This is a genomic window from Pseudomonas sp. MWU349 (genome assembly GCF_017947325.1).
In the GTDB taxonomy this organism is placed as follows: domain Bacteria; phylum Pseudomonadota; class Gammaproteobacteria; order Pseudomonadales; family Pseudomonadaceae; genus Aquipseudomonas; species Aquipseudomonas protegens.
Map to the genome: position 1 here is coordinate 412,098 of NZ_JAFEVP010000004.1, position 26,916 is coordinate 439,013.

The window sequence follows — 26,916 nt, forward strand, 5'->3', positions numbered from 1 at the left end:
AGCATGGAAATGCGCGCAGATGTGCTGATTGTCGGAGCCGGAATGGTCGGCAGTGCCTTGGCGTTGGCGTTGCAGGGCAGCGGCCTGGAAGTGCTGCTGCTCGATGGCGGTTCCCTGAGTGTCAAACCCTTCGGTGACCAGGCGCCGTTCGAGCCTCGGGTCAGTGCCTTGTCGGCGGCCAGCCAGCGTATCCTGGAGCGCCTGGGCGCCTGGGACGGCATCGCTCGGCGCCGTAGCAGCCCCTACTGCGACATGCAGGTCTGGGACGGCAGCGGCACCGGGCAGATCCACTTTTCGGCGTCCAGCGTGCATGCCGAGGTGCTGGGGCATATCGTCGAGAACCGAGTGGTTCAGGATGCCTTGCTCGAACGCTTGCACGAATGCGATATCGGCCTGCTGGCCAATGCCCGTCTGGAGCAGATGCGCCGCTCCGGCGACGACTGGCTGCTGACCCTGGCGGATGGCCGGCAACTGCGCGCGCCATTGGTGGTCGCCGCCGACGGTGCCAATTCGGCGGTGCGTCGTCTGACGGGCTGCGCCACCCGTGAGTGGGATTACCTGCATCACGCCATCGTCACCAGCGTGCGCAGCAGCCAGCCTCATCAATTGACCGCCTGGCAACGCTTCACCGACACCGGCCCGCTGGCGTTTCTGCCGTTGGTGCGGGACGGGCAGCATGATTGGTGTTCGATCGTCTGGTCGACCACCCCGAGTGAGGCCGAGCGCCTGATGGCGCTGGATGACGAGAGCTTCTGCGCCGAACTGGAGCGCGCCTTCGAAGGCCGCCTGGGTTCGGTGATCAGCGCCGACCCGCGGCTCTGCGTGCCGTTGCGCCAACGCCATGCCAAGCGCTATGTGGCCGAAGGCCTGGCGCTGATCGGCGACGCCGCCCACACCATCCACCCGTTGGCGGGGCAGGGGGTCAACCTGGGCTTCCTCGACGCTGCGGTGCTGGCCGAAGTGCTGCTGCAGGCGGCCAGCCGTGGCGAGCGCCTGGCCGAGGTCAAGGTGCTGAGCCGCTTCGAGCGCCGGCGCATGCCCCACAACCTGGCGCTGATGGCGGCCATGGAAGGCTTCGAGCGGCTGTTCCAGGCCGACCCGCTGCCCATGCGCTGGCTGCGCAACACGGGTCTCAAGGTGATCGACCAGATGCCCGAGGCCAAGGCCCTGTTCGTGCGCCAGGCCCTGGGCCTGAGCGGCGACTTGCCGGAACTGGCCAGAGCCTAGGCGCCGGCTTGCCGGCGAAGCTTCGCGAGGACGAGCTTACGCAACATCTGGTAACGCCTCGGCGCCGGGTTCGGTTGAGATGGCAAATGGGAGTCCTTATCATTTCGCCTCACTTTGAAATCGAGAGACCGCTCCCATGTTGGCACCGAAGCGTCTACTGACCGCCCTGGCCCTCACACTCATCGGCAGCGCCGCCCAGGCCGCCGATGAAGTCGTGGTCTACTCCTCGCGTATCGATGAGCTGATCAAGCCGGTGTTCGATGCCTACACCCAGAAGACCGGGGTGAAGATCAAGTTCATCACCGACAAGGAAGCGCCGCTGATGCAGCGGATCAAGGCCGAGGGCGAGAACGCCACCGCCGACCTGCTGCTCACCGTGGATGCCGGCAACCTCTGGCAGGCCGAGCAGATGGGCATCCTCCAGCCGTTCACTTCCAAGGTCATCGACAGCAACATTCCCCTGCAGTATCGCTCTTCCAACCACGCCTGGACCGGCCTGAGCCTGCGGGCGCGGACCCTGGCCTACTCCACCGACCGGGTCAAACCTTCAGAACTGACCACCTATGAAGCACTGGCGGACAAGCAGTGGGAAGGCCGCCTGTGCCTGCGCACGGCGAAGAAGGTCTACAACCAGTCGCTGACCGCCACGCTGATCGAGACCCACGGTGCCGAGAAGACCGAAGAGATCATCAAGGGCTGGGTCAACAACCTGTCTACCGATGTGTTCTCCGACGACATCGCGGTGCTGGACGCGATCAATGCCGGGCAATGCGACGTCGGCATCGTCAACACCTACTACTACGGCCGCCTGCACAAGCAGAAACCGAACCTGGCGGTGAAGCTGTTCTGGCCGAACCAGGGCGATCGTGGAGTGCACGTCAACCTGTCGGGCATCGGCCTGACCCAACACGCACCGCACCCGGAAGCGGCCAAGGCCCTGGTGGAGTGGATGACCACGCCTGAGGCGCAGAAGATCTTCGCCGACGTCAACCAGGAGTTTCCGGCCAACCCGGCGGTAGCGCCTTCCGCGGAAGTGGCCAGTTGGGGCAAGTTCGTGGCCGACACCCTGCCGGTCGAGATCGCCGGCAAGCGCCAGGCCGAAGCCATTCGCCTGATGGACCGCGCTGGCTGGAACTGAGCCTGCCGTTATACTGCGCCCCGCTTTTGCGGGGCGTTTTCTTTAGCGGCTGGGTTTTTGTGGTGAGGGAGCTGGCTCCTGTTCAACCGCGTAGCGGTGGCAAGCCCTGATTAGGTGATTCAACTGGCGTAACGGGGTCGCAGCCGTTGGGGCGGCCCTGGCACCCAGCGGGAGCAGATCCCTCGCACCACGTGTTTTGCGCAAGTATTTTTGTCTGTTCCACCTGCCCGAGAGTTTTTTGTGGCCCATCCCGCTCAACGTCGCTGGTATCCCCTGGTCTTTGCCGTAGCGGCCCTGGTCCTTTTGCCGCTGAGTGTGCTGTTGTTGTCCTGGCAGGCCGTCGACCAGCAGATCTGGTCCCACCTGTGGGACACGCAAATGCCGCGGCTGCTGGGCAATACCCTGACCCTGGTGCTCGGGGTGGGCGTTGGTGTCACGCTGCTGGGCGTGAGCCTGGCCTGGCTCACCAGTCTCTGTGAGTTTCCCGGACGGCGCTGGCTGGACTGGGCCTTGATGCTGCCCTTTGCGATCCCGGCCTATGTGCTGGCTTTCGTATTTGTCGGCCTGCTGGATTTTTCCGGGCCGGTGCAAAGCCTGCTGCGGGAATGGTTTGGCAGCGGCCTGCGGCTGCCGCGGGTACGTTCCACCGGTGGGGTGATCCTGGTGCTGGTGCTGGTGTTCTATCCCTATGTCTACCTGCTGGCGCGCAACGCCTTCCTGGCCCAGGGCAAGGGGCTGATGGAAGCCGCACGGGTCCTCGGCCAATCGCCCTGGCAGGCGTTCTGGCGGGTGGCGCTGCCCATGGCGCGGCCGGCCATCGGCGCCGGGGTGGCCCTGGCGCTGATGGAAACCCTGGCGGATTTCGGTGCGGTGTCGGTGTTCAACTTCGATACCTTCACCACCGCCATCTACAAGACCTGGTACGGCTTCTTCAGCCTTTCCAGCGCCGCCCAGCTGGCCAGCCTGCTGCTGCTGGCGGTGATGCTGGTGCTGTACGGCGAACGACGCGCCCGTGGCGCCAGTCGTACCGGCAACGAGCGGCCCCGGGGCAAGGCGCTGTACCAGTTGCGCGGGCTCAAGGCGTTGGCGGCCACGGGCTGGTGCCTGCTGGTGTTCGCCTGTGCCTTCGTGATTCCGCTGCTGCAGTTGCTGGCTTGGTTCTGGCAGCGCGGGCGCTTCGACCTGGATGAGCGGTATGCCGGCTTGATCATCCACACCCTGTACCTGGGCGGCATGGCGGCGTTGATCACTGTCAGTGTGGCTTTGCTCCTGGCCTTCGCCCGACGCCTGGCGCCGACCCGGGGCATCCGCGCCGGGGTCAGCCTGGCCAACCTGGGCTACGCCTTGCCCGGCTCGGTACTGGCGGTATCGATCATGCTGGCCTTCAGTTACCTGGATCGCGAGCTGGTGATCCCGCTGTCCGGCTGGTTGGGCGGGGCCGGCGAGCCGCTGCTGCTGGGCAGCCTGTCCGCCTTGCTGCTGGCCTATCTGGTGCGTTTTATCGCCGTGGCCTACGGGCCGCTGGAAAACAGCCTGGAGCGGATCCGTCCGTCGCTCCCTGAAGCGGCGCGCAGCCTGGGGGTCGCTGGCCCGCGACTGTTTTTCAAAGTGTATCTGCCGTTGTTGCTGCCCGGGACCTTGAGCGCCGCCTTGCTGGTATTCGTCGATGTGCTCAAGGAAATGCCCGCTACCTTGCTGATGCGCCCGTTTGGCTGGGACACGCTGGCGGTGCGGATCTTCGAGATGACCAGTGAAGGGGAGTGGGCCCGGGCCTCGCTGCCGGCACTGACCCTGGTGCTGGTGGGCCTGCTGCCGGTGATTGGCCTGATCCGCCGCTCGGCCCATCGAATCGGTTAGGTGCCAGCCTTGCACCTTGCAGCTACAATGCGCGGCATTCGGTGCGGCCTGTTGTTTGGCCGGGACGCTGAAATCGGCTGAAAGCCATCTATTTCAAGGCTTTCACAGCACAGCGCCAGTCCGCACCCTCGCCACGCCCGGAAGGAGAGACCCATGGGACAGCGTACGCCTCTGTATGACCTGCATCTCGCCCTCGGCGCGAAAATGGTCGATTTTGGCGGTTGGGATATGCCCTTGCATTACGGCTCGCAGGTCGAGGAGCACCATCAGGTGCGACGTGATTGCGGTGTGTTCGATGTATCCCACATGACCGTGATCGATGTCAGCGGTACCCAGGCCAAGGCCTGGCTCCAGCGGCTGCTGGCCAATGATGTCGAACGCCTGCACAACCCCGGCCAGGCTCTGTACAGCACCATGCTCAATGAACGGGGCGGCATCGTTGACGACATGATCGTCTATCGCCTCGAAGACGCTTATCGCCTGGCGCTCAATGCCGCCACCCGGGATCAGGACCTGGCCTGGATGCAGGCGCAGCTGGGGGATTTCCAGGTGCAGTTGCACGAGCGCCCGGAGCTGGCAATGCTGGCGATCCAGGGTCCTCAGGCGCGGCACAAGATTGCCGAGCTGGTGACCCAGTCCCGCGGCACCCTGATCCAGCAGCTCAAGCCATTCGAAGCCGGCTTCGACGGCGACTGGTTCATTGCCCGTACCGGTTACACCGGCGAGGACGGGCTGGAGATCGTCCTGCCTGCCGACCAGGCCCCGGCCTTCTTCAACGACCTGGTGGGGGCGGGGATCTCGCCCATCGGCCTGGGCGCCCGGGACACCCTGCGCCTGGAGGCCGGCATGAACCTCTATGGCCAGGACATCCATCAGGATGTTTCTCCCCTGGCGGCCAACATGGCCTGGAGCATTGCCTGGGAGCCGGCGTCACGCCAGTTCATCGGTCGCAGTGCCCTGGAAGCCGAGCGAGCGGCCGGGGTGAAGCAGAAACTGGTGGGGCTGGTGCTCGAAGAGCGCGGGGTTTTGCGCGCTCATCAGGTGGTTCGCATCGCCGATGTTGGCGAAGGGGAGATCACCAGTGGTAGTTTCTCTCCTACGCTGAGCAAATCGATCGCACTGGCGCGGGTGCCGATGGCCACCGCCGACCGTGCCGAAGTGGAGATCCGCGGCAAGTGGTACCCGGTCCGGGTGGTCAAGCCGACCTTCGTGCGCCACGGCAAAACCCTGATTTAACTATTTCCAGCAGGCATTGCGCCGCTGACACTTCTTCTTGAGGACACAGAACATGAGCGATATCCCTGCCCACCTGCGTTTTGCCGACAGTCACGAATGGGCCCGTCTGGAGGCCGACGGCAGCGTGACCGTAGGTATTAGCGACCACGCTCAGGAAGCCCTGGGCGACGTGGTTTTCGTCGAGCTGACTGAAGTCGGCAACGTGTTTGGCGCAGGGGACCAGGCCGGTGTGGTGGAGTCGGTGAAAGCCGCTTCCGACATCTATGCGCCGGTGGCCGGTGAAGTGATTGCGGTCAACGAAGAGCTGAGCGCCAGCCCCGAGCTGCTCAACAGCGATCCGTACGGTGCCTGGATCTTCAAGCTCAAGCCAAGCAACCCGGGCGACCTGGACAAGCTGCTGGACGCCGCCGGCTACAAGGCCGCCATCGGCGAGTAAGCCGTTCTCGCCAGCCCGCCCGCTCCCGTTGCAGGAGCAAGCTGGCTGGCGAAGCCCCTCAGGCTTGCAACACTTCTTTCACCGCCGCCACCGCACGTTCCACGTCGGCCTTGCTCATGGCGGTGAACATGGGCAACGAGACGATCAGCCGACCGACCCGTTCCGCCACCGGGAACATCCCCTCCTTGAAACCGCGCTCGCGGTACAGGCTCAGCAAGTGAATCGGCGGGTAGTGATAGCCGATGCCAATCCCGCGTTCCTGCATCTGCTCCATGAACGTGGCCCGCGCCGGCTTGCCATCCTTGCGCTCTGGCAGCACCAGCTGGAACAGGTGCCAGTTGCTGTTGCTGAAATCCGCCGGCGGTAGCTGGGCGCCGTAGCGGGCTTCGAAGTCGCTGCCGAAGCATTCGAAATAGTGCCGGGCCAGCTCACGGCGATGGGCGGTGATCGCCTCGATATGGGCAAACTGGCCCAGGCCAATGGCGGCCGCCACGTCGGTCATGTTGAACTTGCCGCCAAGCACATCCACATCCAGACCGTCGAAGCCGTTGCGGGTCACGCCCTGCAGGCGGTACTTCTCGGCCAGGCGCACTTCCTCTGGCGTGTTGAGCACCAGGCAGCCGCCCTCGGACGAAGTGACGTTCTTGTTGGCCTGGAAGCTGAAGGACACGAAGTCGCCACCGGCACCAATGCGCTGGCCGTTCCAGCTGGAGCCCAGGGCCTGGGCGGCATCTTCCACTACCCGCAGGCCGTGCTTTTTGGCCAGGGCGTAGAGGCGGCTCATGTCCACCGGCAGCCCGGCCAGGTACACCGGGATGATGGCCTTGGTGCGCGGGGTGATGGCAGCTTCGACCTGGGCCAGGTCGATATTGCGGGTGACCGGGTCGATATCGGCGAACACCGGCGTGGCCCCGACTTCGAGGATCACGTTGGCGGTGGCCACCCAGGAAATCGGCGTGGTGATGACCTCATCTCCGGCACCGATGCCGGCAATGCGCAAGGCGATCTCCATGGTGCAGGTGCCGGAGTTGAAGGTGCGTACCGTGCGCCCGCCGAAGAACTCCGAGAGCTGGGCTTCGAAGGCCTGGACCTTGGGGCCGCTGGTGATCCAGCCCGAACGCAGGACTTCGCCGACAGCGGCGATGGTGGGTTCATCGATGGTGGGTTTGGAGAACGGCAGGAAAGGCAGTTGGCTCATGACAATGGGACACCCGATAAGCGGACGATAAGGGCACAGGTTGCGATGCGCCGTGGCTGGCGCGTTGACGTCGAGCATGATGGTACCGTTTGCCCCGGGACGCCAGAGCGTCGACGCGGGAAATCGACTGCTATGCTGCTTGGCACCCTGTTGCAGCGACGCTGAGCGCCGTTTATCGGAGAGAGCCTGCCATGTCCCAGTTGCTATCTTTGAGCCAGTTACGTGAGCCCAACGCTTTTCTCAACCGGCACCTGGGGCCCGACGCCGAGGAGCAGCAAGCGATGCTCGCCAGCCTCGGGCTGGGCAGCCGGGCCGAACTGATCGAACAGACGGTGCCGCCGGGAATCCGCTTCAACCGCGCCCTGGATCTGCCGCCGGCCCTGGACGAAGCGGCCGCCCTGGCCAGGCTCAAGGGTTATGCCGGGCAGAACCAGGTCTGGACCAGCCTGATCGGCATGGGTTACCACGCCACGCTGACGCCGACGGTGATCCTGCGCAACGTGCTGGAGAACCCTGGCTGGTACACCGCCTATACCCCCTACCAGCCGGAAATCGCCCAGGGCAGGCTCGAAGCCTTGCTGAATTTCCAGCAGATGACCATCGACCTCACCGGCCTGGACCTGGCCAACGCCTCGTTGCTGGACGAAGCCACCGCCGCCGCCGAAGCCATGGCCCTGGCCAAGCGTGTGAGCAAGTCTTCGAGCAACCTGTTCTTTGTCGATGAACACTGCCACCCGCAAACCATTTCCGTGGTCCGCACCCGGGCCGAAGGCTTCGGTTTCGAACTGGTGGTCGGCGGGGTCGACGAATTGTCCGGGCACCAGGTGTTCGGCGCGTTGCTGCAGTACCCGGACACCCATGGCGAGATCCGCGACCTGCGGCCGCTGATCGATCAGTTGCACGCCCAGCAGGCCCTGGCCTGTGTCGCGGCCGACCTGCTCAGCCTGTTGCTGCTGACCCCGCCGGGCGAACTGGGGGCCGACGTGGTGCTCGGTTCGTCCCAGCGCTTCGGCGTGCCCATGGGCTACGGCGGCCCCCATGCGGCGTTTTTCGCCTGCCGCGACGAGTACAAGCGGGCGATGCCGGGGCGCATCATTGGTGTGTCCAAGGATGCCCGCGGCCAGGTGGCCCTGCGCATGGCCTTGCAGACTCGCGAGCAGCATATCCGCCGCGAGAAGGCCAACTCGAACATCTGCACCGCCCAGGTGCTGCTGGCCAATATCGCGGGCTTCTACGCCGTCTATCACGGTCCGACCGGACTCAAGCGCATTGCCCAGCGGGTACACCGGCTGACTTGCATCCTCGCGGTCGGCCTGGAGCGCCATGGCATTGCCAGGGTCAACCGACACTTCTTCGATACCCTGACCCTGGAGGTCGGCGGCAGCCAGACGGCGATCATCGAAAGCGCCAGGGCGCAGCAGATCAACCTGCGGATTCTCGGCCGTGGCCGGCTGGGGTTGAGCCTGGATGAAACCTGTGACGAAAGCACCGTGGCCCGTTTGTTCGACGTGTTCCTGGGGGCCGACCACGGCCTGGATGTCAGCAGCCTGGACGCCGAGGCACTGGAGTCGGGGATTCCCGACCCGCTGCTGCGACGCACGCGCTACCTGACCCACCCGGTGTTCAGTGCCCATCACAGCGAAACGGAAATGTTGCGCTACCTCAAGCAACTGGAGAACAAGGACCTGGCGCTCAACCAGTCGATGATTCCCCTGGGCTCCTGCACCATGAAGCTCAATGCCAGCAGCGAGATGATCCCCATTACCTGGCCGGAGTTCGCCAACCTGCATCCCTTCGCACCCCGGGAGCAGGCTGCCGGCTATGGCCTGATGATCGCGGAGCTGGAGCGTTGGCTGTGCGCCATCACCGGTTTCGATGCCATCTGCATGCAGCCCAACTCCGGGGCCCAGGGTGAGTACGCCGGGCTGCTGGCGATTCGTCGTTACCACGAGAGCCGCCGGCAAGGCGGTAGGCATGTCTGCCTGATCCCGGCGTCGGCCCACGGCACCAACCCGGCCTCGGCGCAGATGGCCGGGATGCAGGTGGTGATCGTCGAGTGCGACGAGGCCGGCAACGTCGACCTGGAGGACCTGAAGACCAAGGCCCAGGCGGCCGGCGAGCGCCTGTCGTGCCTGATGGCTACCTACCCCTCGACCCACGGCGTGTACGAAGAGGGCATCAGCCAGATCTGTGAAGTTATCCACAGCCACGGCGGCCAGGTGTACATGGACGGCGCCAACCTCAATGCCCAGGTGGGCCTGGCCCGGCCGGCGGACATTGGCGCGGATGTCTCGCACATGAACCTGCACAAGACCTTCTGCATTCCCCATGGCGGCGGTGGCCCGGGCATGGGGCCGATTGGCGTGCGCGCGCACCTGGCGCCGTTTGTCGCCAACCACCCGGTGGTGCCCATCGACGGGCCGTTGCCGGAGAACGGCGCCGTCAGCGCCGCGCCCTGGGGCAGTGCGAGCATCCTGCCCATCAGTTGGATGTACATCGCCCTGATGGGGCCGCAACTGGCGGATGCCAGCGAGGTGGCGATCCTTGCGGCCAACTATCTGGCCGAGCAATTGAGCGGTGCCTTCCCGGTGCTCTACAGCGGGCGCAACGGTCGGGTGGCTCACGAATGCATCCTCGATCTGCGCCCGCTCAAGGCCCAGACCGGGATCAGCGAGGAAGACGTGGCCAAGCGCTTGATGGACTACGGCTTCCACGCCCCGACCATGTCCTTCCCGGTGCCGGGCACGCTGATGGTGGAACCCACGGAAAGCGAATCCAAGGCCGAGCTCGACCGTTTTGTCGAAGCCATGCTGAGCATCCGCGCCGAGATCGCCCAGGTGCAGGAGGGCAACTGGCCGGCCGAGGACAACCCGCTCAAGGGCGCTCCCCATACCCTGGCGGATATCACCGGAGTCTGGGAGCGCTCCTACAGTATCGAACAGGCGGTGCTGCCCACCGCCCATACCCGGGCCCACAAGTACTGGCCGGCGGTGAACCGGGTGGACAACGTCTATGGCGACCGCAACCTGTTCTGCGCCTGCGTGCCGCTGGCGGACTACCGCTGAACGGGCCTCAGTAGTGGTGGCGCGTCCGCACCGGCTGGCTGCCATGGGCGCTGGCACGGGCTGGTTGGGTTTCCAGGGGATAGAGGTGCAGCAACTCTTCCTCGATCACCTGGTTGCCCAGGCCCAGTTCCAGCTCCGGGCAGTCCAGGTCCAGCCAGTCACCGTGCTGCAACTGCAGGTCGCTCTCGCGCCGGCTGGCGCTGTGGAACACATAGTGGACCATGCCCGGTTGCAGGAACTGTTCGTGCTGTTCGAGGAAGGCCTGGGAGTATTTGCGAATAGCCCACCAGTTCTGCAGGTCGAGGCGATAGCTGCGCTGCGGCAACGGCGTGCCCTGGCGTTCGACCCGGACATTGAGTGACAGGCCGTTCTGCAGTTCGCCGAGGATCAGCGCCGGGGCGATGGCGCACTGGCGCAACCGCGACTGCGCGCAGGAGCTGGCGTCCTGATGGCTCAGCAGCGGGTCGTGAATGTCGTGGCCGAGGCTGAAGCCGACAAAGCGCAACTGGCCGAAGGGGTCCACCAGGTACACGCACACCACTCCGGGCTGGCTGGAAATGCTCTGGGCGTGGTACGGAATCATCAGCGGCTCGCCGTCGGTCTTCAGCAGGCTGCCATTGCCCTTGTAGAACCAGCCCTGGCGGGTGTGCGGGGTGTTCAGGGTGACTTCGCTGACCTGCACCAGCAGGTTGTCCCGAGGCTTGAGCGGTGGGCGCAACGGGCCTTGCTGGGGGCCGTCCGCCGGCAGTTGCGGATGGGGCGCAAGGTTGCGCAGGTGTTCGCTCCAGCCCAGATGGCGACGGCTGCAGAACAGGAGGGTCTCGTACAGCCCGCCGTGTTCGGAATAGGCCCGCACGCTGCGGCCATTGTGAAAGTCGAACAGCCCGATGGCGCGCTGGTCCTTGTGGCAGACATCCAGCAACAGCAGGTAATCGTCCATGATTCTCTAGTCCTTCAGGGGCAAGGGGGCGGGGAGGATGGGCAGCGCTTCGCGCGCGCGCGAGCGGCGCGGTTCGAGGGCTTGTTCCTTGAGCAGGAATGACAGCAGCAAGCCGGCCAGGCTGCCGCTCAGGGCCACGTACAGGATCGATGGCAGGCCGAAATGGCTGGCGGCGAACCCGGCCACGGCCGGTGACAACCCGCCACCCAGGATCTCGCCGAACCCCACCACGATTCCGGTCGCCGTCGGCAACAGGGCCGGTGCGACCGACTCGCTGGTCAGCGGGCCGACCGTCATGCAGATCAGGCTGAAGTTGAAGAACGACAGCAGGAACAGCAGCAGGAACAGCAGCCAGGGAAGAGGCGGGCTGACGATCAGCAGGCCCACCAGTGTGCTGCTGGTCATGAAGCATACCGACACCACCGGCTTGCGCCCGAGACGGTCGGACATGCCGGGGATGATCAATTGGCCGATGAAGCCGCCCAGGCCGATGGCCGAGATGACGAAGGCCATGGACAGGCTTTCCAGGTGCATATGGTCGGTCAGGTAGCTGGGCAGCATGGCGCAGAGTACGAACTGGCAGGTGAGTATGCAGAACATGATCAGGATGTTCAGGCTCACGTTGCCGCTCTTGAAGGCCGCCAGCCAGGTGCCTGCGGTGCGGTCGGCCTGGGGCACCGGCAGCGGTCGGTAGATTTTCCACAGGTAGGCGGCCAGCAGCAGGCCCGGCAGGGAAATGATGGCGAACACCGCACGCCACGAGCCAGTGATTTGCAGGAGGTAAGCGGCGATCAACGGCCCCAGGCACAGGCCAAGAATAGGAAACAGCGCCTGCTGGATACCCAGGTTCAGCCCGCGCCGGTCGGGGCGCGAGACTTCATTGGTGACAATGATGCTGGTGGGGGTGAAGGCACCCTCGCAGATGCCCATCAGCCCGCGCAGAATCACCAGCCCCAGCACGCCGGTGGCCAGCGCGGAAAAACCGGACAGCAGCGAAAGCACGGCAATCGAGGTCACCAGCACGCGGCGGGTGCCCAGGCGCTCGATCACGCTGCCCATGCCCAGGGCGGAGAGCCCCCAGGTGAAGGCCAGCGCGGCGGACAGGTAGCCCAGGTCCTGATAGTCCAGTTGCAGGTCGTGCATGATCACCGGAAACAGCGGCAGGATGATGAAGCGATCCAGCCCCACCAGCCCGAAACTCAGTGACAGCAACAGCACCATGGATCTTTCGTAACGGCTATTGGCAGCCGTGGTTGGCATTCCAGTGTTCATCGCTCAGCTTCCTTGTGAAACCATGAACCCGGCGCAAGCGCCGTGGGAGGCCACCTGACGTTGCCCCGCAGCCCGGCAACGTCAGGTGGAACAGGCACAGGCAGTCACATCAGGCGGTCCACTCGCCCACCGCCATTTCCGCGGTGAAACCGGGGCCGAAGGCCGCCAGCAGGCCGATGTCGCCGCGATTGAGGTTGGAGTCGAACTGCCGCTTGAGCACGTCGAACACCACCACGCTGGCAATGTTGCCGGCTTCCGACAGGCTGCTACGCGATTGCGAGACCCGGTTGGATGCCAGGTCCAGGTGCATCACCAGCTCGTCGAGGATCTTGCGACCACCGGTGTGGAAGATGAAGAAGTCGTTGTGCGCGCAGTTTTGTTCGAAGCTCTCGTAGTTGAGCTTCTCCATCACCGGTGCCACGTCCTTGATGGAGTTCATCACCGCCTTGTCGAGGGTGAAGTGAAAGCCGGTGTCCTTCACGTCGTACTTGATGTAGTGCTCGCTCTTGGGCAGGAAGTACGACTCGGTCTTCTTGATCTTGAAGCCGCCGGCCTGGTCATCGGCGCGCAGCACGCAGGCTGATACCGCATCGCCGAACAGCGCCGCGGAGATGAAGGCGTGCAGCTTGGTGTCGTCCGGCTGGTAGCACAGCGAGGAGAACTCCAGGGACACGATCAGTACATGGTTGTGGGCATCGAGCCGGGCGAAGTCGTTGGCGCGGTTGATGGCCGCGGCACCGGCCACGCAGCCCAGCTGGGCGATCGGCAACTGCACGGTGGAGGTTGGCAGGGCCAGGTCGTTGATCAGGTGCGCGGTCAGCGACGGCATCATGAAGCCGGTGCAGGAAGTGACGATCACCATGCGAATGTCGCTGATCTGCAGCCCGGCATTCTCGATGGCCTGGCGCGCCGCGGCCGACGACATCTGCCGTGCTTCACGCTCGTAGACGATGCTGCGGTGGGTGAAACCGGTGTGCACCGCCAGTTCGTCGATCGGCAACACCAGGTGACGCTCGTTGACTTCGGTGTTGGCGATCATGCGCTTGGCCAGGGCCATGCGAGGATGGTCGGCGTGCAGGCTTTCCAGGTGATCGACCATCTGTTGCTGGGTGATCTTGTGTTGCGGAAACATGACGTGTGGAAGGCAAAGTGTAGACATGATGGGTCCTTGGCTTTAAGTAAGCCAATAAGTTAAAGGGTGGGGATAGTCCCCGTTTATAGGCACAGGAATCTGTAGGCCCTAAAGGAAATCAAGGCCTTAAGGCAACTTCGAGGCGTGAAGTAGCCGTTGATGTAACTTTTAAGTTGGATTTTATTTTAATGGCTAACTTCAAGGTGCCTTATATAAAGGCACCTTGAACAACAACTTATATATCCAGTACGAACTTATAAGCGTATTGCCAGGCCAGGTTGCTTTCGCGCACATGCTTGCGAATCACCATGCGCACCGGCGCACCGACTTTCAGCTGTTGCTGATCGCACACATCGACGATTTCCGAAGCGATCACCAGGCCGTCGTCCAGGCGCACCATGGCCATGATGCGCGGCACGGTTTCGCCATAGCCCATGGCGGCCAGGATCGGGTTCTCGGCCGGGGCCATGACCTCGATCTTGCCACTGCGCGCGCAGCGGTACGGCTTCACGCTCAAGGAGTTGCAGGCGCCGCAGACGGTGCGCCGGGGGAAGAAGATTTCGTTGCATTCTTCGCACTGGCTGCCTTCGAGGCGGTACTTGCCGCCATGCTCGCGCCATTCGCGAAGCATGCTGGCGGTGGTCATTCTGTGGATCTGTTCTGGGTACATGGACATGGTCCGGGCTCCTTAGTCGTTCGAGAGGACAATCACTGAGTTGTGCGCCGCGTAACCGCCAAGGTTCTGCGACACGCCGATGCGCGCGCCCTTGACCTGGTTGTCGGATTCACCCCTCAGCTGCCGGAACAGCTCGGTGATGTGCAGGATGCCGTCGCAGCCGGAGGCGTGGCCGCGGCCGATGTTGCCGCCGTCGGTGTTCAGCGGCAGTTGGCCATCCAGGGCGATGCCGCCTTCGAGCACGAAGTCGCCAGCCTGGCCCTTGCCGCAGATGCCCATGGATTCCATCTGGATCAGCCCGGCGCCGAGCAGGTCGTAGACCTGGGCCACGTCGATGTCCTTGGCGGTGATCCCGGCTTTCTTGTAGGCAATTTCCGCGCAGGCGATGGAGTTGGCCGAGACGGCCATGCCCACGTCCTTGGGCAGGCCCGGGTGGTGCAGGGTCGGGTTGTGGAAGCGCGTGCCGAAGTAGTGCGAAACCCCGGTGTAGGCGCAACCGCGGACGAACACCGGTTTGTCGGTATATTTGTGGGCCAGGTGCTCGGCCACCAGGATCGCGCAGCCACTGGCTTCGCCCCAGGCCAGCATCGAGCCGCAGGCTTCGCTGTTCTTCAACGCTTCCAGGGATGGAATCGGCTGGCCATAACGGGTGGCGGTGGGGGTGTTCTGTGCGTAGATGCGCATCTGCCGGCCGAAGGTGGCCAGTACGTCGGCCTCGCGACCGGCATAGCCGAACTTCTGGAAGTACTCGGCGGTGGCCAGGGCGAAGGCATCGGTGTGGGAGATGCCGAGGAAGTAATCGTATTCACATTCAGTGCTGGAGCCGATGTATTCGGCGTAGTTGAAGTGATCGGTCATCTTCTCGAAGCCGCCGCACAGGACGATGTCGTACTCCCCGGAGGCCACCATCTGGTGGCCCATCTGGAACGACACCGAGCTGCTGGTGCAGTTGGCGGTGCTCATGAAAGTCGGCGCCGGGCTGATGCCCAGGGCGTCGGAAATGGTCGGGCCCAGGCCGCCATATTCGGAAATGCCTTCACCGTGATAACCATAGGCCACGGCCTGGATTTCCCGGGGGTGCATCTTGGCGTCCTTGAGAGCCTTGTAGGCGGACTCGACGATCATTTCCTTGAACGTCTGCCGAACTCGTGAACTTCCGGGTTTCGGCGTATAGGCGGCCGAAACGATTGCAACACGACGTGCGCACATGTGCATGCTCCTTGCGTAGACAGGCGTAATCAGAGATAGGCGGTCAGGGCGTAGTCAGCCCGCAGGTACTTGAACTCGTACTTGATGGACGTGCCGTAGTCGACGTAGATCTTGGATTCCAGCAGTTCGCGCAGAGGCTTGTTGTGCTTCTGGTACTGCTCGATGGCGTCGGTGACGGTCAGGGCGATGGCGTCACTGCCGGCGCCGAAACCGTAGGACACCAAAAGAATTTTCTGCCCCGGGCGTGCCTGGTCCAGCACGTTGATCAGGCCGAGCAGCGGGCTGGCCGATCCGGCATCGCCAACGCTGCCGGCGTAGATGCCCGGTTCCACCTGCTTGGGGTTGAAGCCCAGGTGTTTGCCCAGGGAGTAGGGGGTGGACACCAGGTTTTGCTGGAACACCACATAGTCATAGTCGGCGGGGCTGGTGTGCAGCTTGGCCATCAGGCCTTCGGCGGCGCGGCGGGTCTGGTCTTCCAGACCGATGCTGTTCTTGTCCGAGCCCAGGCCCATCCCGGAACGGATGTAGCGATCGCCCTGGGGGCGGATGTTGTCGGCGATATCGGCGGCGCAGGAGAAGCTGGCGTCGAATTCGGCGATGACATTCTGGCTGCCGATCAGCAGCGCGGCGGCGCCGGCCCCGGCATAGGATTCGGTCAGGTCGCCCGGCGCGGTGTTGCGGTTGATGGTGTCGGCGCCGATGGCCAGGGCGCTGCCCGTCATGCCGGAAGCCACCAGGGCCTGGCAGATCTGCAGGGCAGAGGTGCCGGACTTGCCGGCGAACTGCACGTCGGCGCAGTAGGCGTCGTAACCGCTGCCGAGCATTTCCAGGATGATCGAAGCCGAGGCCCGTGAGTCATAGGGGTTGGTGCAAGTGCCCAGGTACAGGGCTTCGAGCTGGTGGCCGGGGACTTTGTCCAGGGCCCGCTGCGCCGCCAGCACCCCGAGGGTGATGACATCTTCATCCGGTTGCAGCACGGCTCTTTCCGTGACGCCGAGGTTTTCCTCCACCAGCTTGAGGTCGGTGTTTTTCCAGACGTTGATCACTTCCTGGACTTTCAGGCGGCATACCGGAATACCCGCGCCATAGCTGACAATACCTATCTTTTTCACGTTCATTTTCCTCTTGATTCCATTCTTTTCAGAAAACTGGGTCGTGCCTGCTCAGAAGCACCCTTGAAACATACGGAAAACAGTTTTGCTGCCTTTCTCCTGGCCACACCTGATGAAACCTGCAGGCCAGAGCGGTTTAACAGCAGACTCCAAATAGGGGAAAACCCACTCGAAAGCTGTTTTTATTCACCTCACTGTGCTATGATACGGAACGTTTCGTTTAGTAATAATTTCAGACGATCTAATCTCTTAAGGGAAAAGGGCCGAAGCCTCGAATTCGAGGAACTCCAAGTTACAAGGCCTGAGCTGCTCAACCCTTACGCGATATTTTAAAAACTAGATAGATCGGTGTAAGAAATTCATGATTCTTTCAAGAATGAAACGAAACGGACCGTTTCATTTCGATTCGAGGGAATCCTATACCCTGCGTTGCGTTTGTCAAGCGCCCTGCCTGGAGATTTTTTATTGTGGCTCGTACCCCCTCTCGCAGCTCCATCGGCTCTTTGCGAAGTCCCCATACTCATAAAGCCATTCTCACTTCCACCATCGAAATCCTTAAGGAATGCGGCTATTCCGGGCTCAGTATCGAGTCCGTCGCCCGTCGGGCGGGGGCCAGCAAGCCAACTATCTATCGCTGGTGGACGAACAAGGCGGCGTTGATCGCCGAGGTTTATGAAAATGAGAGCGAGCAAGTCAGGAAGTTTCCTGATCTCGGCTCGTTCAAGGCGGATCTCGACTTTTTGCTGCGAAATCTCTGGAAAGTCTGGAGGGAGACGATTTGCGGCGAGGCCTTTCGCTGCGTGATCGCCGAAGCGCAACTGGATCCCGCAACCTTGACCCAGCTCAAGGATCAGTTCATGGAGCGCAGAAGGGAAATGCCGAAAAAACTGGTGGAAAATGCCATCAGCAATGGCGAGCTGCCCAAGGACACCAACCGTGAATTGCTGCTGGATATGATCTTCGGCTTTTGCTGGTATCGGCTGTTGACTGAGCAACTGACGGTGGAGCAGGACATCGAGGAGTTCACTTCTTTGCTGATCAACGGTGTTTGTCCTGGTACGCAACGTTGATCCCTTCGAGCCATTAAGCCCTGGAGTTTCTCGGGCTTAATGGCTGTTGTTTCAGGCCGCTGAAGTGCCGAACTCTCTGTACAGGTCCGGCAGGAAGCTGGCCAGATGATTGAACTCGCACATGTCGTGCACCGCGAACTCGTAGGCCAGGGTTTCCAGTTCGGCCTCGCCAAAGCCACTTTCCTTCAGTAGCGATGCTGCCTTTTCTGCCCCGGGAAAGCGGGCCATCGATGGGTGCGCCCCGACCCAGTAACGGCTGGTCAGGTACATGCCGCCTGGTACTTCCTTGAACAGATGCACCATCAACGACACCGGCACCTCAGGATGATCCGCCAGGCTCATCAGGGCGCTGACGCTGCCGTCGATCTTCGCTTCGCGGTACAGATCAGTGTTCAGGCCCAGGCTGGCTGGCTCCTGGAAGTCGATATGCAGGTGCATCAGGCGATCGCCGACATATTCCGACGCGCAGAACGTGTTGCCATACAGCCGCTCCTCAAAACTCAGGGACTCATCGCACAGACGCTGGTGGTGCACGCATGGGTTGCTGACATGGGCATAGGGGAACCACAGGGTGTAGCGCTCCGATTCCGCGGGGTGCCAGATGAACCACCACTTGAACATCTGCGCGGTGCAGCCGGGGAAGAACTTGCGGCTTTGCACGTAGGCCATCGGGCCCGGTAGCAGGGCATAACCGGACTCTTCGCTGACGAAGTCCGGTTCGAGCAGGCGATTGATGTCCTCGATGCTGGGGGTCAGGGTGTCTTCCAGGGCCATGGGGCCTTGCTGAATCTTGCGGACGGCGGACAGCGGCACGCGCATCTCCGGCCGGAAATACTTGGCATAGGGCTTGTTCCTGACCGCCGCCTGGTTGCGTAGGAACAGCTTCTGCATGGGCAGTGAGAAGTAGGTGAAGGGAGTCATGTTGCGCGCTTCCATGCTGATATCCTTTGGCGTGAATTGACAGATAGCCGCCCTTTCGCTGCAACCCGTAACGGAATTGAGCGAGAAACTGGCGCTTTGTAGCTAAGCAGTCCATAAACAAAAGTCAAATTTGAATTTAACTTAGTGAGAGCGCCTATGGCCGTTTCCGCTTCCCCGCCGCCAACTGCGGCCCGTGCGCCGCGTCAGGATGGCCAGGCCACCCGCCAGCAGATCCTGGAAACGGCCGGCCAGCTTTTTGCTGAGCTGGGGTATGCCAACACCACCAGCAAGCAGATCTGCGAGAACTCCAGGGCCAACAACGCCTCGGTCAACTATCACTTCGAAAACAAGGACGGTCTGTATCGAGCGGTGCTGCGCGAGGCTCATGACCGCCTGGTGCGGATCGAGACCATGATCAGCCTGAGCGAAAGCCAGGGCAGCCCCGAGGACAAGCTACGGGCAATCATCACCGTGCTCATCGAGGGGTTGGGCAACCAGCGTGAGGGCTGGGCGCTGAAAGTCCTGACCCGCGAACTGTTGTCACCCTCCTCGGTGCTGCCGGCGATCCTGGAGGAACAGGCGTTTCCCAAGGCGCAGATCGTGCGCACCATCCTCGGCCAGATCATGGACCTATCGCCTGAAGACCCGGCTACCCTGCGCAGCGCCGTCAGTGTTTTTGCGCCCTGCCTGTTCCTGCTGATCGCCCATCGGCCGCTGGCGCGCAATGTGTTGCCCGGCCTGGAGCTGGATCCGCCGGCGTTGATCGAACACATGATGAGTTATGCCCTGGCCGGCCTGGCTGCCGTGTCCCGCGCACCCAGGGCCTAGCCGGCTGATCGGGCACACAAAAACGCCGACCCTGGGGTCGGCGTTTGCTGTCGGCCATCCCTGGGGCGACGGTTACTCCTGAGCGACAGCGTTCTTCGCCAGGATGGCGTTGGCCAGTTCCATGTCGGTGGCCTTGAGGCCGGGGTTGTCGGCGCGGACCTTCTGCATGGCGGCTTCCAGGTACGGGCCGCGAATGCTGCCATCGCTGGCAACGAAACTGCCGGCGTCGTCCTGGGCGGCGACGATCAGCTTGTGGTCCTTGAAGGTCAGGTAAGTGGAGCCGGTGGTGGCCCCGGAGGAAATGACGTTACGCCAGAAGGTGTCGGCCATTGCCGAACCAACGGGAAGAGACAGTAGGGCAAGGGTGGCGACAGCAATTTTCAGACGCATGATGGGTGACTCCGAAGGGGGTATCTGCATCGTTTGATTCTAGATAACCGCGCGGAGTTCCGTGACTCATCAGTCAAGGTTTTCGACCAACAGGATTGCGCCCTCCTGGCCCACCACCCGTACCCGGGCGCCCACGGGGGCGTCGGCCCCCTTGGCGATCCACACGCCGTCGGCCACCTTGATCCGCCCGCGGCCATCGACAATCGCCTGGTGCACCACAAAGGTCTTGCCGATCAGCTCCTGGCCCCGCAGGTTCAGGTTCGGTTGATCGCTGGGGCGTACCACGCTGCGCTGGCGGCGCCACCAATACAGTGCGGTGAGTACCGACAGCAGGCCGAACAGGAGGAACTGCACCTCCCATGACAGGCCAGGAATGAGAAAGGTCAGGACCCCGACTGTGGCGGCCGCTAGGCCGATCCACAGCAGGTAGCCGCCGGCTCCGAATACTTCGAAGATCAGCAGGAGGGTGCCGAGGGCCAGCCAGTCCCAGAACGATAGTGCTTGTAGAAATGCCAACATGAAGCCTGCCTCAGACCTTCTTGCTGTCGAACGTGGCCTTGACGATCTCGCCGATGCCGCCCACGGCGCCGATGACCTGGCTGGCTTCCAGCGGCATCAGGATCACCTTGCTGTTGTTGGCCGACGCCAGTTTGCCCAGGGCATCGATGTATTTCTGCGCGACGAAGTAGTTGATCGCCTGGACGTTGCCGGTGGCAATCGCCTCGGACACCACCTGGGTCGCCCGGGCCTCGGCTTCGGCCTGGCGCTCCCGGGCTTCGGATTCGAGGAATGCCGCCTGGCGTTCGCCCTCGGCTTCAAGAATCTGTGCCTGTTTCTTGCCTTCTGCGGTAAGGATGGCGGCGGCCCGCAGGCCTTCGGCTTCGAGGATCTGCGCACGCTTGACCCGCTCGGCCTTCATCTGCCCGGACATGGCCGCCATCAGGTCGGCGGGAGGGCTGATGTCCTTGATTTCGATCCGGGTGATCTTGATCCCCCAGGGGGCGGTGGCCTCATCGACGGTTCGCAGGAGTTTCTCGTTGATGCCGTCACGTTGGCTGAGCATGGCATCCAGTTCCATGGAACCGAGCACCGTACGGATATTGGTTTGCAGCAGGTTGCGGATGGCGTGCTCGAGGTTGTTGACCTCATAGGCGGCCTGGGCGGTGTTGACCACCTGGAAGAAACACACGGCATCGATCTGCACCGTGGCGTTGTCGGCGGTGATGACTTCCTGGGGCGGGATATCCAGCACGCTTTCCATCACGTTGATCTTGCGCCCGATGCGATCCATCACCGGAATGATGATGTTCAACCCCGGCTTCAGCGTGTTGGTGTAGCGGCCGAAGCGTTCCACGGTCCATTGGTAGCCTTGGGGCACGACCTTGAAACCCATGAAGACGATGGCCACGGCAAGGCCGACGAAAAGTAGGAGCACGCTGCCGATCTGCATGATATTTCCTTTGTTTGGAGTGGGAGGTGACCCAAGGGCCGATACCTTGAGTCTAGCGGGGCCGGGGCTGGCTCCGCAGGTTTAACGTGCCACCGGTATCATCAGGTGACATAAAAAGCATCACGGCATGCCTGCGGGCGCGCTGCGCATTAACCGGTTAGTGCAGCTCGCTCCGTGGTGTCACGCGGAGCACCTCTTCCAGGCTGGTCAGGCCCTGCGTGATCTTTCGCGCGGCGGCCAGTCGCAGGCTGCGCATGCCATCGGCGGCTGCCTGGCGGTGCAGGTCGGCGAGGTCCAGTTCGCTATGGATCAAGGCCTTGAGCGAGGCGCTCAGCGGCATGATTTCGTAGACCCCGGTGCGCCCGTGGTAACCGGTACCCCGGCACTCGGCGCAGCCCACCGCGCGCTGGCCGCCGGCAGCGGGTGGCAGGTGCCGGGTTCCGGTCAGGCTTTCCCAGTCATCCGCCGTCAGCTCGGCGGGAACCTTGCAGTACGGGCAGAGGGTGCGCAGCAGGCGCTGGGCCATGACTCCAACCAGAGTGGCCTTGATCAGGTAATGGGGCACACCCAGCTCCAGCAGTCGGCTGATGGCGCCGGGTGCGTCGTTGGTGTGCAGGGTAGACAGCACCAGGTGCCCGGTAAGTGCGGCCTGGATGGCCATTTCCGCGGTCTCCAGGTCACGGATCTCGCCGATCATGATGATGTCGGGGTCCTGGCGCATCAGCGCGCGCACGCCGCTGGAAAAACTCAGGTCGATATTGTGCTGGACCTGCATCTGGTTGAACGCCGGTTCGATCATCTCGATCGGGTCCTCGATGGTGCACAGGTTGACCTCGGGGGTCGCAAGCTTCTTCAGGGTGGTGTAGAGGGTGCTGGTCTTGCCCGAGCCGGTGGGCCCGGTGACCAGGATGATGCCGTGGGCCTGGGCAGTCATGGCTTGCCAGCGGCTCAGGTCGTCGGTGCCAAAGCCCAACTGGTCGAAGTCCTTGAGCAGGACCTGGGGATCGAAGATGCGCATCACCAGCTTTTCACCGAACGCCGTGGGCAGGGTCGAGAGCCGCAGCTCGATTTCGCTGCCTTCAGGGGTGCGGGTCTTGACGCGGCCATCCTGGGGCTTGCGCTTTTCCGCGACATTCATGCGCCCCAGGCTCTTGAGGCGGCTGACGATAGCCAGGGTGACCTGGGGCGGGAACTGGTAGACGTTGTGCAATACGCCATCGATGCGAAAACGCAGGGTGCCGTGCTCGCGGCGCGGTTCGATATGGATGTCGCTGGCCCTTTGCTGAAAGGCGTACTGGAACAGCCAGTCGACGATATTGACGATGTGCGCATCGTCGGCATCCGGCTCCTGGTCGCTGGCCCCCAGTTTCAGCAGTTGCTCGAAATTGCCCAGGCCACTGGCTTTCTGTTCGCTGCTGGCGCCGCTGACCGACTTGGCCAGGCGATAGAACTCCAGGGTCAGGCGCTGGATGTCCAGCGGGCTGGCCACCACCCGTCGCACCGTGCGCTTGAGAACATGGGCCAGGTCCGCTTCCCAGGCACTGACGTAAGGTTGGGCGCTGGCCACGGTAACGCTCTGCCCATCCACGGCCACGGCAAGGATCTTGTGCCGCTGGGCGAAGGCGAAGGACATCAGCGGCGTGATGCTGGCCACGTCGATGCGCAGGGGGTCGATACGCAGGTAAGGCTGGCCGGCTTGCCGGGCCAGCCAGGCCGTGAGGCTGTCCAGGTCCAGATGTGCGCCGGGGTGCTGCAGGTCGGGCAATTGCTGGCCGGCGATCACTTCCAGGGGATGCAGCAGGTTACCGGCTGCCTGATGCCGGACGCTCATGGCCTGCTCGGCGGCATCCTGGCTGATGCGGCCCTGGGCCAGCAATTCACGCAGCAGTTCACTGAGGTCCAGCCAGCGGTCCTGGGGAAGGTGCGCGGCGCTCATGGGCGATTCCTTGGGGCTGTTGTCCAGATGTGGGTCTCTGACCACGAACAGCCAAGAATAGTCCCCGGGGCCTCAAGGGAATGCTTGCCAAGGGTTGCAGGGTTTTGCCGGGATCAACCCGCGGCCTGCAGGCGCGAAGGTTCCGCCAGCTCCAGCTCCACGTCACAGACACTGATCAGGTTGCGCAGCTTTGCGCCGATCACCTGGGCCCGATGCCAGCTCAGGTCGTCGAGTTCCACCTCCATATACAGCGTGGCGTCCTGCTGCTGCATCGACACCCGCTGCGGCACCAGGAACTGCAGGGCGAAGTGGTTGAGGATGCGGCACAGCACATCGGCCTCGGCGTCGGCCACTATCCGGTAGTGCACGCGACAGTGAGCATTGTTGAGGTTCCAGGCATCGGCGCGGGGGGCTGGCTCGAAAGGGGGCATGGCGGTCTCCAGGTCAGTGGAGAAATTTTTACATTCGGTTTCGGGTATTTCTTATCTAAGATTGGGTTTTTTTTCTTGAATATGAATTATTCAATTCGATTTCTAATGTTTATGGGTATTTATTATGCATAGCGACCTGGACGCCTATGACCGCCGCATCCTCGCGCTGCTGCAAGAGGACGCCTCGCTGTCCAGTGCGCAGATCGCCGAGCAGGTGGGGTTGTCCCAGTCGCCATGCTGGCGACGGATCCAGCGGATGAAGGAGGAGGGGGTGATCCGCGGCCAGGTGACCCTGCTGGACCGCAAGAAGATCGGCCTCAACACGCAGATCTTCGCCGAGATCAAGCTCAACGCTCACGGGCGCTCCAACTTCACCGAGTTCACCGAGGCGATCCGCGGTTTTCCGGAAGTGCTGGAATGCTATGTGCTGATGGGGGCTGTGGACTTTCTGCTGCGGATCGTGACCGCGGATATCGAAGCCTATGAACGTTTCTTCTTCGAGAAGCTGTCCATGGTGCCGGGTATCCAGGAGGTGAACTCGATCGTTGCCTTGTCGGAGATCAAGTCCACCACCAGCCTGCCGGTCATGCGCTGAGGGGCGGGGTTACAGGCGCAGGAGGGTTTTCCAGGCACGGTTCTGGAACACCGCGATGGCCTGCTGCTTGCGAGCGTCGAGGGCTTCGTCGGTGATCGGCTCGTTGGCCAGCTGGGCCAGTTTGTTCAACTCGCCATAGAGACGGTCCAGCTCCGGGATCTCCAGCGCGGAGCGGGCGTGGTGCAACCAGGCCTGGATGCGTTCAATGCGCGGCAACTGCTCGGCCAGGTCTTCCGGTTGCTGCTGATAGCGCGGCAGTTGCAGGGAGGTGGCTTCCTCGGCCAGCAGGCGTGGCAACCAGCTGCCCAGCTGTGCGGCGCCCTGGCGGTTGCCCCGGGTGTTGCGGTCAGCGGTCCAGGCCCGGGCCAGCAGCCAGCGCGAGGTATTCAGCGAGAACAGGCCCCAGCGCACGTCCTGCAACTCTTCGATGAACTGCTCCGGCGCGGCCTTGCGCACGTCTTCGTCATCAAGACCGGCCTGTACCAGCGGGCGCCAGTCTTCCAGCAGGGCGTCCAGGGCACTGCGCAATTCAGCGGTGGACTGGCGCGGTGCGGCCTGGCCCAGGCTGCTGGCCAGGGCTCGCAGCTCGGCAAGGTTGTCCACCCAGTCCTGCAGCAGGCGCCAGTGGCCATTGAAGCGGTACTGCTCGGCCAGGCGCTGGCTGCTGCCCAGCAGGTGCCAGGCCAGAGCGGCGAAAGCTTCGTCCAGGGGCGTCTCGGCGCTCAATTGCGGCGCGGGCAGGCTCAGGGAGTAGCTGCCGGCGTCGAACAGGCGATAGCCGCGCTCGGCCTTGCTGATATCGCAGGGCATCAGCGGCAGGGTCAGGGCCAGCTCCGCTGCCAACTCCAGCAGGGCAGCCGGTTCGCCTTCACGCAGCTCCAGTTCCAGCTCGCAGATTTCTTCCTTTTGCTTGCCGGCGATGACTTGGCCCAAGTCCAGGGCGGCTTCGATCACCACCTTGGCCTTGCCGCGGCCCCAGGCGATTTCCGCGCGCTCGCGGACGAAATCCGTGGTGAACAATGGCTTGAGGGTCTTCTTGTCCAGCTCGGCCAGGGCTTCGGGCCAGCATTGGCCTTCGAGTTTTTTCACGTCCAGCTTGGCCTTGGCCAGTTGCCAGTCGTACTCGTTGCGTTCGGACAGGCCGGCGACGCTCTGGCCGCTGGTCTTCAGGGTCTGGATCACCGCGTCACCGTCGCGTCGCAGGCGCAGGGCGACTTTGGCCCGGGCCAGGTCGCGTTCTGGGGTGTCGAAGTACTGATTCATCAGTTCACGGCGTTCCCAGCCACTTTTGTTGCGTTTTTTCAGCAGCGGGTGCTCGCGCAGGGCAGCGAGGGTTTCGCGGCTGACGCGGAGTTTGATTTCGGTTTCTTTCTGCATGGCCGGAAAATCCAGGATCGGGAGCGCAGCCGGGGAAGAGTTGGCTGCCAAGGCCGTGCAGTGTACAGGACAAGGCGCCCGCAGGTGCCGCGGCGGTTCCTTCCGCTTGCGGGATGCCTCTATGATGGGCCTCACATTGGGATTCCCGGAGACAGCCCATGCCCCTGCCGTCCATGAAGGATCAGTTTGCCGCGCTGATCGCCGCGCCGTCAGTGAGCTGCACTCAAGCAGCGCTGGATCAATCCAACCGTGCGGTGATCGACCTGTTGGCCGGCTGGCTCGGCGACCTGGGGTTTGCCTGCGACATCCAGCAGGTCAGCCCCGGCAAGTTCAACCTGCTGGCCAGTTTCGGCAGTGGCCCTGGCGGCCTGGTACTGGCCGGGCACAGCGACACCGTGCCCTATGACAGCGCGCTGTGGCAGACCGACCCCTTGAAGCTGACCGAAGTCGACGGCCGCTGGGTCGGCCTGGGCAGTTGCGACATGAAGGGTTTCTTCGCCCTGATCATCGAGGCGGTGCGGCCCCTGCTGGATCAGCCTTTCAAGCAACCGCTGCTGGTCCTCGCCACCTGCGACGAAGAAAGCTCCATGGCCGGGGCGCGGGCCCTGGCGCAAGCCGGCCGGCCCCTGGGGCGCGCGGCGGTGATCGGCGAACCCACGGGGCTCAAGCCGATCCGCCTGCACAAGGGGGTGATGATGGAGCGTATCGATATCCTCGGCCGCAGCGGCCATTCGTCGGACCCGAGCCTGGGGCGCAGTGCCCTGGAGGCCATGCACGATGCCATTGGCGAGCTGCGGGGCCTGCGGTTGCTGTGGCAGCGCGAGTACCGCAATGCGCAGTTCAGCGTCCCGCAACCGACTCTGAACTTCGGCTGCATCCATGGCGGCGACAACCCCAACCGCATCTGTGGCCAGTGTTCCCTGGAGTTCGACCTGCGGCCCCTGCCGGGCATGGATCCGGACGTGCTGCGCGAGGCCATCCGGCAGAAGCTCAAGCCGATTGCCGAACGCCATGAAGTGAAGATCGACTATGCGCCGCTGTTCCCCGCGGTCCCGCCTTTCGAGCAGCCCGAGGATGCCGAGTTGGTGCGAGTGGCCGAGCGGTTGACCGGGCATCGTGCCGAAGCAGTAGCGTTTGGCACCGAAGCACCTTATCTTCAGCGCCTTGGCTGCGAGACCCTGGTGCTCGGCCCGGGTGATATCGCCTGTGCCCACCAGCCGGGGGAATACCTCGAAATGTCACGCTTGCAGCCTACCGTGCATCTATTGCGTGAATTGATTGAACATTACTGCCTGACGCCGGCCCAATTTCAGTAAATTGCCGGTGGCCTTGTCCGTACCCATGAGGAGAGTAAGCGTGTTGCCAAGCCTGTTCCGACGATAACCATCAGCCCGCTGTGAGTTTTCCGTTTCGTCCTTTC

General features: G+C 63.1%; 24 protein-coding genes. 10 read left to right on the forward strand and 14 right to left on the reverse strand.

Going from position 1 to position 26,916, the window contains the following annotated elements; genetic code table 11:
• Positions 1-9: 9 nt before the first annotated feature.
• The 5 genes from KCG88_RS18245 (at position 10) to gcvH (ending at position 5,894) form a co-directional block, all read left to right on the forward strand.
• Positions 10-1,227: a 2-octaprenyl-3-methyl-6-methoxy-1,4-benzoquinol hydroxylase gene (locus KCG88_RS18245; RefSeq protein ID WP_210712971.1), complete on the forward strand. Its 1,218-nt coding sequence runs from the start codon at positions 10-12 to the stop codon at positions 1,225-1,227.
• Between the two features lie 136 nt (positions 1,228-1,363).
• The gene (locus KCG88_RS18250; protein WP_210712842.1) at positions 1,364-2,365 is read left to right on the forward strand and encodes an extracellular solute-binding protein; all 1,002 of its coding nucleotides are present in this window, start codon (positions 1,364-1,366) and stop codon (positions 2,363-2,365) included.
• Positions 2,366-2,605: 240 nt separating this feature from the next.
• Positions 2,606-4,222, forward strand: coding sequence for an iron ABC transporter permease (locus tag KCG88_RS18255; protein ID WP_210712843.1), 1,617 nt, complete (start codon positions 2,606-2,608; stop codon positions 4,220-4,222).
• Positions 4,223-4,375: 153 nt separating this feature from the next.
• Positions 4,376-5,458 carry a glycine cleavage system aminomethyltransferase GcvT gene (gene gcvT, locus KCG88_RS18260; protein ID WP_011064136.1) on the forward strand — a complete coding sequence of 361 codons (1,083 nt, stop codon included), beginning with the start codon at positions 4,376-4,378 and terminating at the stop codon, positions 5,456-5,458.
• A gap of 52 nt (positions 5,459-5,510) precedes the next feature.
• On the forward strand, positions 5,511-5,894 hold the full coding sequence (gcvH, locus tag KCG88_RS18265) for a glycine cleavage system protein GcvH (protein WP_011064135.1): 384 nt from the start codon (positions 5,511-5,513) through the stop codon (positions 5,892-5,894).
• 58 nt (positions 5,895-5,952) lie between these two features.
• Here gcvH and KCG88_RS18270 read toward each other — a convergent pair whose 3' ends face one another.
• The gene (locus tag KCG88_RS18270; RefSeq protein WP_047289861.1) at positions 5,953-7,092 is read right to left on the reverse strand and encodes a DegT/DnrJ/EryC1/StrS aminotransferase family protein; all 1,140 of its coding nucleotides are present in this window, start codon (positions 7,090-7,092) and stop codon (positions 5,953-5,955) included.
• A 191-nt stretch (positions 7,093-7,283) separates the two neighbouring features.
• On the opposite strand from KCG88_RS18270, the gene gcvP reads away from it, so the two are divergent.
• Complete coding sequence (gene gcvP, locus KCG88_RS18275; RefSeq protein ID WP_210712844.1) at positions 7,284-10,157, forward strand: aminomethyl-transferring glycine dehydrogenase; 2,874 nt, start codon at positions 7,284-7,286, stop codon at positions 10,155-10,157.
• Positions 10,158-10,164: 7 nt separating this feature from the next.
• On the opposite strand, the gene KCG88_RS18280 is transcribed toward gcvP, so the two are convergent.
• The 6 genes from KCG88_RS18280 to KCG88_RS18305 form a co-directional block, all read right to left on the reverse strand.
• The gene (locus KCG88_RS18280) at positions 10,165-11,097 is read right to left on the reverse strand and encodes a fumarylacetoacetate hydrolase (protein WP_210712845.1); all 933 of its coding nucleotides are present in this window, start codon (positions 11,095-11,097) and stop codon (positions 10,165-10,167) included.
• 6 nt (positions 11,098-11,103) lie between these two features.
• Complete coding sequence (locus tag KCG88_RS18285) at positions 11,104-12,369, reverse strand: MFS transporter (RefSeq protein ID WP_210712846.1); 1,266 nt, start codon at positions 12,367-12,369, stop codon at positions 11,104-11,106.
• A gap of 109 nt (positions 12,370-12,478) precedes the next feature.
• Complete coding sequence (locus KCG88_RS18290) at positions 12,479-13,528, reverse strand: type III polyketide synthase (protein WP_210712847.1); 1,050 nt, start codon at positions 13,526-13,528, stop codon at positions 12,479-12,481.
• A 208-nt stretch (positions 13,529-13,736) separates the two neighbouring features.
• Positions 13,737-14,177: an OB-fold domain-containing protein gene (locus KCG88_RS18295; protein WP_011064129.1), complete on the reverse strand. Its 441-nt coding sequence runs from the start codon at positions 14,175-14,177 to the stop codon at positions 13,737-13,739.
• A 12-nt stretch (positions 14,178-14,189) separates the two neighbouring features.
• On the reverse strand, positions 14,190-15,386 hold the full coding sequence (locus KCG88_RS18300) for a thiolase family protein (protein ID WP_047338090.1): 1,197 nt from the start codon (positions 15,384-15,386) through the stop codon (positions 14,190-14,192).
• A 29-nt stretch (positions 15,387-15,415) separates the two neighbouring features.
• The gene (locus KCG88_RS18305; RefSeq protein ID WP_047338089.1) at positions 15,416-16,504 is read right to left on the reverse strand and encodes a hydroxymethylglutaryl-CoA synthase; all 1,089 of its coding nucleotides are present in this window, start codon (positions 16,502-16,504) and stop codon (positions 15,416-15,418) included.
• A gap of 461 nt (positions 16,505-16,965) precedes the next feature.
• Here KCG88_RS18305 and KCG88_RS18310 point away from each other — a divergent pair, with 461 nt between their 5' ends.
• Positions 16,966-17,568, forward strand: coding sequence for a TetR/AcrR family transcriptional regulator (locus KCG88_RS18310; protein WP_011064126.1), 603 nt, complete (start codon positions 16,966-16,968; stop codon positions 17,566-17,568).
• Positions 17,569-17,619: 51 nt separating this feature from the next.
• Here the strand turns inward: KCG88_RS18310 and KCG88_RS18315 are convergent, their stop codons facing one another.
• Entirely contained in the window at positions 17,620-18,504 is an 885-nt protein-coding gene (locus KCG88_RS18315) for a 2,4-diacetylphloroglucinol hydrolase (protein WP_210712848.1), read from the reverse strand.
• 141 nt (positions 18,505-18,645) lie between these two features.
• Between KCG88_RS18315 and KCG88_RS18320 the strand changes: the two genes are divergently transcribed.
• The gene (locus KCG88_RS18320; RefSeq protein ID WP_047338087.1) at positions 18,646-19,317 is read left to right on the forward strand and encodes a TetR/AcrR family transcriptional regulator; all 672 of its coding nucleotides are present in this window, start codon (positions 18,646-18,648) and stop codon (positions 19,315-19,317) included.
• A gap of 72 nt (positions 19,318-19,389) precedes the next feature.
• Here KCG88_RS18320 and KCG88_RS18325 read toward each other — a convergent pair whose 3' ends face one another.
• The 5 genes from KCG88_RS18325 to KCG88_RS18345 all read right to left on the reverse strand — a co-directional run bounded on the left by KCG88_RS18325 (position 19,390) and on the right by KCG88_RS18345 (position 23,524).
• Entirely contained in the window at positions 19,390-19,707 is a 318-nt protein-coding gene (locus KCG88_RS18325) for a DUF2388 domain-containing protein (RefSeq protein ID WP_011064123.1), read from the reverse strand.
• Positions 19,708-19,776: 69 nt separating this feature from the next.
• Complete coding sequence (locus KCG88_RS18330; protein ID WP_047289846.1) at positions 19,777-20,226, reverse strand: NfeD family protein; 450 nt, start codon at positions 20,224-20,226, stop codon at positions 19,777-19,779.
• Positions 20,227-20,236: 10 nt separating this feature from the next.
• Positions 20,237-21,157, reverse strand: a complete 921-nt coding sequence (locus KCG88_RS18335) for an SPFH domain-containing protein (protein ID WP_011064121.1) — start codon at positions 21,155-21,157, stop codon at positions 20,237-20,239.
• A 157-nt stretch (positions 21,158-21,314) separates the two neighbouring features.
• Positions 21,315-23,093, reverse strand: a complete 1,779-nt coding sequence (locus tag KCG88_RS18340) for a GspE/PulE family protein (protein WP_210712849.1) — start codon at positions 23,091-23,093, stop codon at positions 21,315-21,317.
• A gap of 113 nt (positions 23,094-23,206) precedes the next feature.
• Entirely contained in the window at positions 23,207-23,524 is a 318-nt protein-coding gene (locus tag KCG88_RS18345; protein WP_011064118.1) for a hypothetical protein, read from the reverse strand.
• A gap of 124 nt (positions 23,525-23,648) precedes the next feature.
• Here KCG88_RS18345 and KCG88_RS18350 point away from each other — a divergent pair, with 124 nt between their 5' ends.
• On the forward strand, positions 23,649-24,119 hold the full coding sequence (locus KCG88_RS18350) for an Lrp/AsnC family transcriptional regulator (RefSeq protein ID WP_011064117.1): 471 nt from the start codon (positions 23,649-23,651) through the stop codon (positions 24,117-24,119).
• A gap of 9 nt (positions 24,120-24,128) precedes the next feature.
• Here the strand turns inward: KCG88_RS18350 and KCG88_RS18355 are convergent, their stop codons facing one another.
• Complete coding sequence (locus tag KCG88_RS18355; RefSeq protein WP_047289842.1) at positions 24,129-25,496, reverse strand: CYTH domain-containing protein; 1,368 nt, start codon at positions 25,494-25,496, stop codon at positions 24,129-24,131.
• Positions 25,497-25,654: 158 nt separating this feature from the next.
• On the opposite strand from KCG88_RS18355, the gene argE reads away from it, so the two are divergent.
• Positions 25,655-26,812: an acetylornithine deacetylase gene (gene argE, locus KCG88_RS18360; RefSeq protein WP_019093577.1), complete on the forward strand. Its 1,158-nt coding sequence runs from the start codon at positions 25,655-25,657 to the stop codon at positions 26,810-26,812.
• Positions 26,813-26,916: the final 104 nt, after the last annotated feature.

Bases quoted from the DNA above. Each gene is read 5' to 3' on its own strand.
- KCG88_RS18245 (WP_210712971.1), top strand. From the start codon at position 10: ATGCGCGCAGATGTGCTGATTGTCGGAGCCGGAATGGTCGGCAGTGCC.
- KCG88_RS18250 (WP_210712842.1), top strand. From the start codon at position 1,364: ATGTTGGCACCGAAGCGTCTACTGACCGCCCTGGCCCTCACACTCATC.
- gcvT (WP_011064136.1), top strand. From the start codon at position 4,376: ATGGGACAGCGTACGCCTCTGTATGACCTGCATCTCGCCCTCGGCGCG.
- gcvH (WP_011064135.1), top strand. From the start codon at position 5,511: ATGAGCGATATCCCTGCCCACCTGCGTTTTGCCGACAGTCACGAATGG.
- KCG88_RS18270 (WP_047289861.1), bottom strand. From the start codon at position 7,092: ATGAGCCAACTGCCTTTCCTGCCGTTCTCCAAACCCACCATCGATGAA.
- gcvP (WP_210712844.1), top strand. From the start codon at position 7,284: ATGTCCCAGTTGCTATCTTTGAGCCAGTTACGTGAGCCCAACGCTTTT.
- KCG88_RS18280 (WP_210712845.1), bottom strand. From the start codon at position 11,097: ATGGACGATTACCTGCTGTTGCTGGATGTCTGCCACAAGGACCAGCGC.
- KCG88_RS18285 (WP_210712846.1), bottom strand. From the start codon at position 12,369: ATGAACACTGGAATGCCAACCACGGCTGCCAATAGCCGTTACGAAAGA.
- KCG88_RS18290 (WP_210712847.1), bottom strand. From the start codon at position 13,528: ATGTCTACACTTTGCCTTCCACACGTCATGTTTCCGCAACACAAGATC.
- KCG88_RS18295 (WP_011064129.1), bottom strand. From the start codon at position 14,177: ATGTCCATGTACCCAGAACAGATCCACAGAATGACCACCGCCAGCATG.
- KCG88_RS18300 (WP_047338090.1), bottom strand. From the start codon at position 15,386: ATGTGCGCACGTCGTGTTGCAATCGTTTCGGCCGCCTATACGCCGAAA.
- KCG88_RS18305 (WP_047338089.1), bottom strand. From the start codon at position 16,504: ATGAACGTGAAAAAGATAGGTATTGTCAGCTATGGCGCGGGTATTCCG.
- KCG88_RS18315 (WP_210712848.1), bottom strand. From the start codon at position 18,504: ATGGAAGCGCGCAACATGACTCCCTTCACCTACTTCTCACTGCCCATG.
- KCG88_RS18320 (WP_047338087.1), top strand. From the start codon at position 18,646: ATGGCCGTTTCCGCTTCCCCGCCGCCAACTGCGGCCCGTGCGCCGCGT.
- KCG88_RS18325 (WP_011064123.1), bottom strand. From the start codon at position 19,707: ATGCGTCTGAAAATTGCTGTCGCCACCCTTGCCCTACTGTCTCTTCCC.
- KCG88_RS18330 (WP_047289846.1), bottom strand. From the start codon at position 20,226: ATGTTGGCATTTCTACAAGCACTATCGTTCTGGGACTGGCTGGCCCTC.
- KCG88_RS18335 (WP_011064121.1), bottom strand. From the start codon at position 21,157: ATGCAGATCGGCAGCGTGCTCCTACTTTTCGTCGGCCTTGCCGTGGCC.
- KCG88_RS18340 (WP_210712849.1), bottom strand. From the start codon at position 23,093: ATGAGCGCCGCGCACCTTCCCCAGGACCGCTGGCTGGACCTCAGTGAA.
- KCG88_RS18345 (WP_011064118.1), bottom strand. From the start codon at position 23,524: ATGCCCCCTTTCGAGCCAGCCCCCCGCGCCGATGCCTGGAACCTCAAC.
- KCG88_RS18350 (WP_011064117.1), top strand. From the start codon at position 23,649: ATGCATAGCGACCTGGACGCCTATGACCGCCGCATCCTCGCGCTGCTG.
- KCG88_RS18355 (WP_047289842.1), bottom strand. From the start codon at position 25,496: ATGCAGAAAGAAACCGAAATCAAACTCCGCGTCAGCCGCGAAACCCTC.
- argE (WP_019093577.1), top strand. From the start codon at position 25,655: ATGCCCCTGCCGTCCATGAAGGATCAGTTTGCCGCGCTGATCGCCGCG.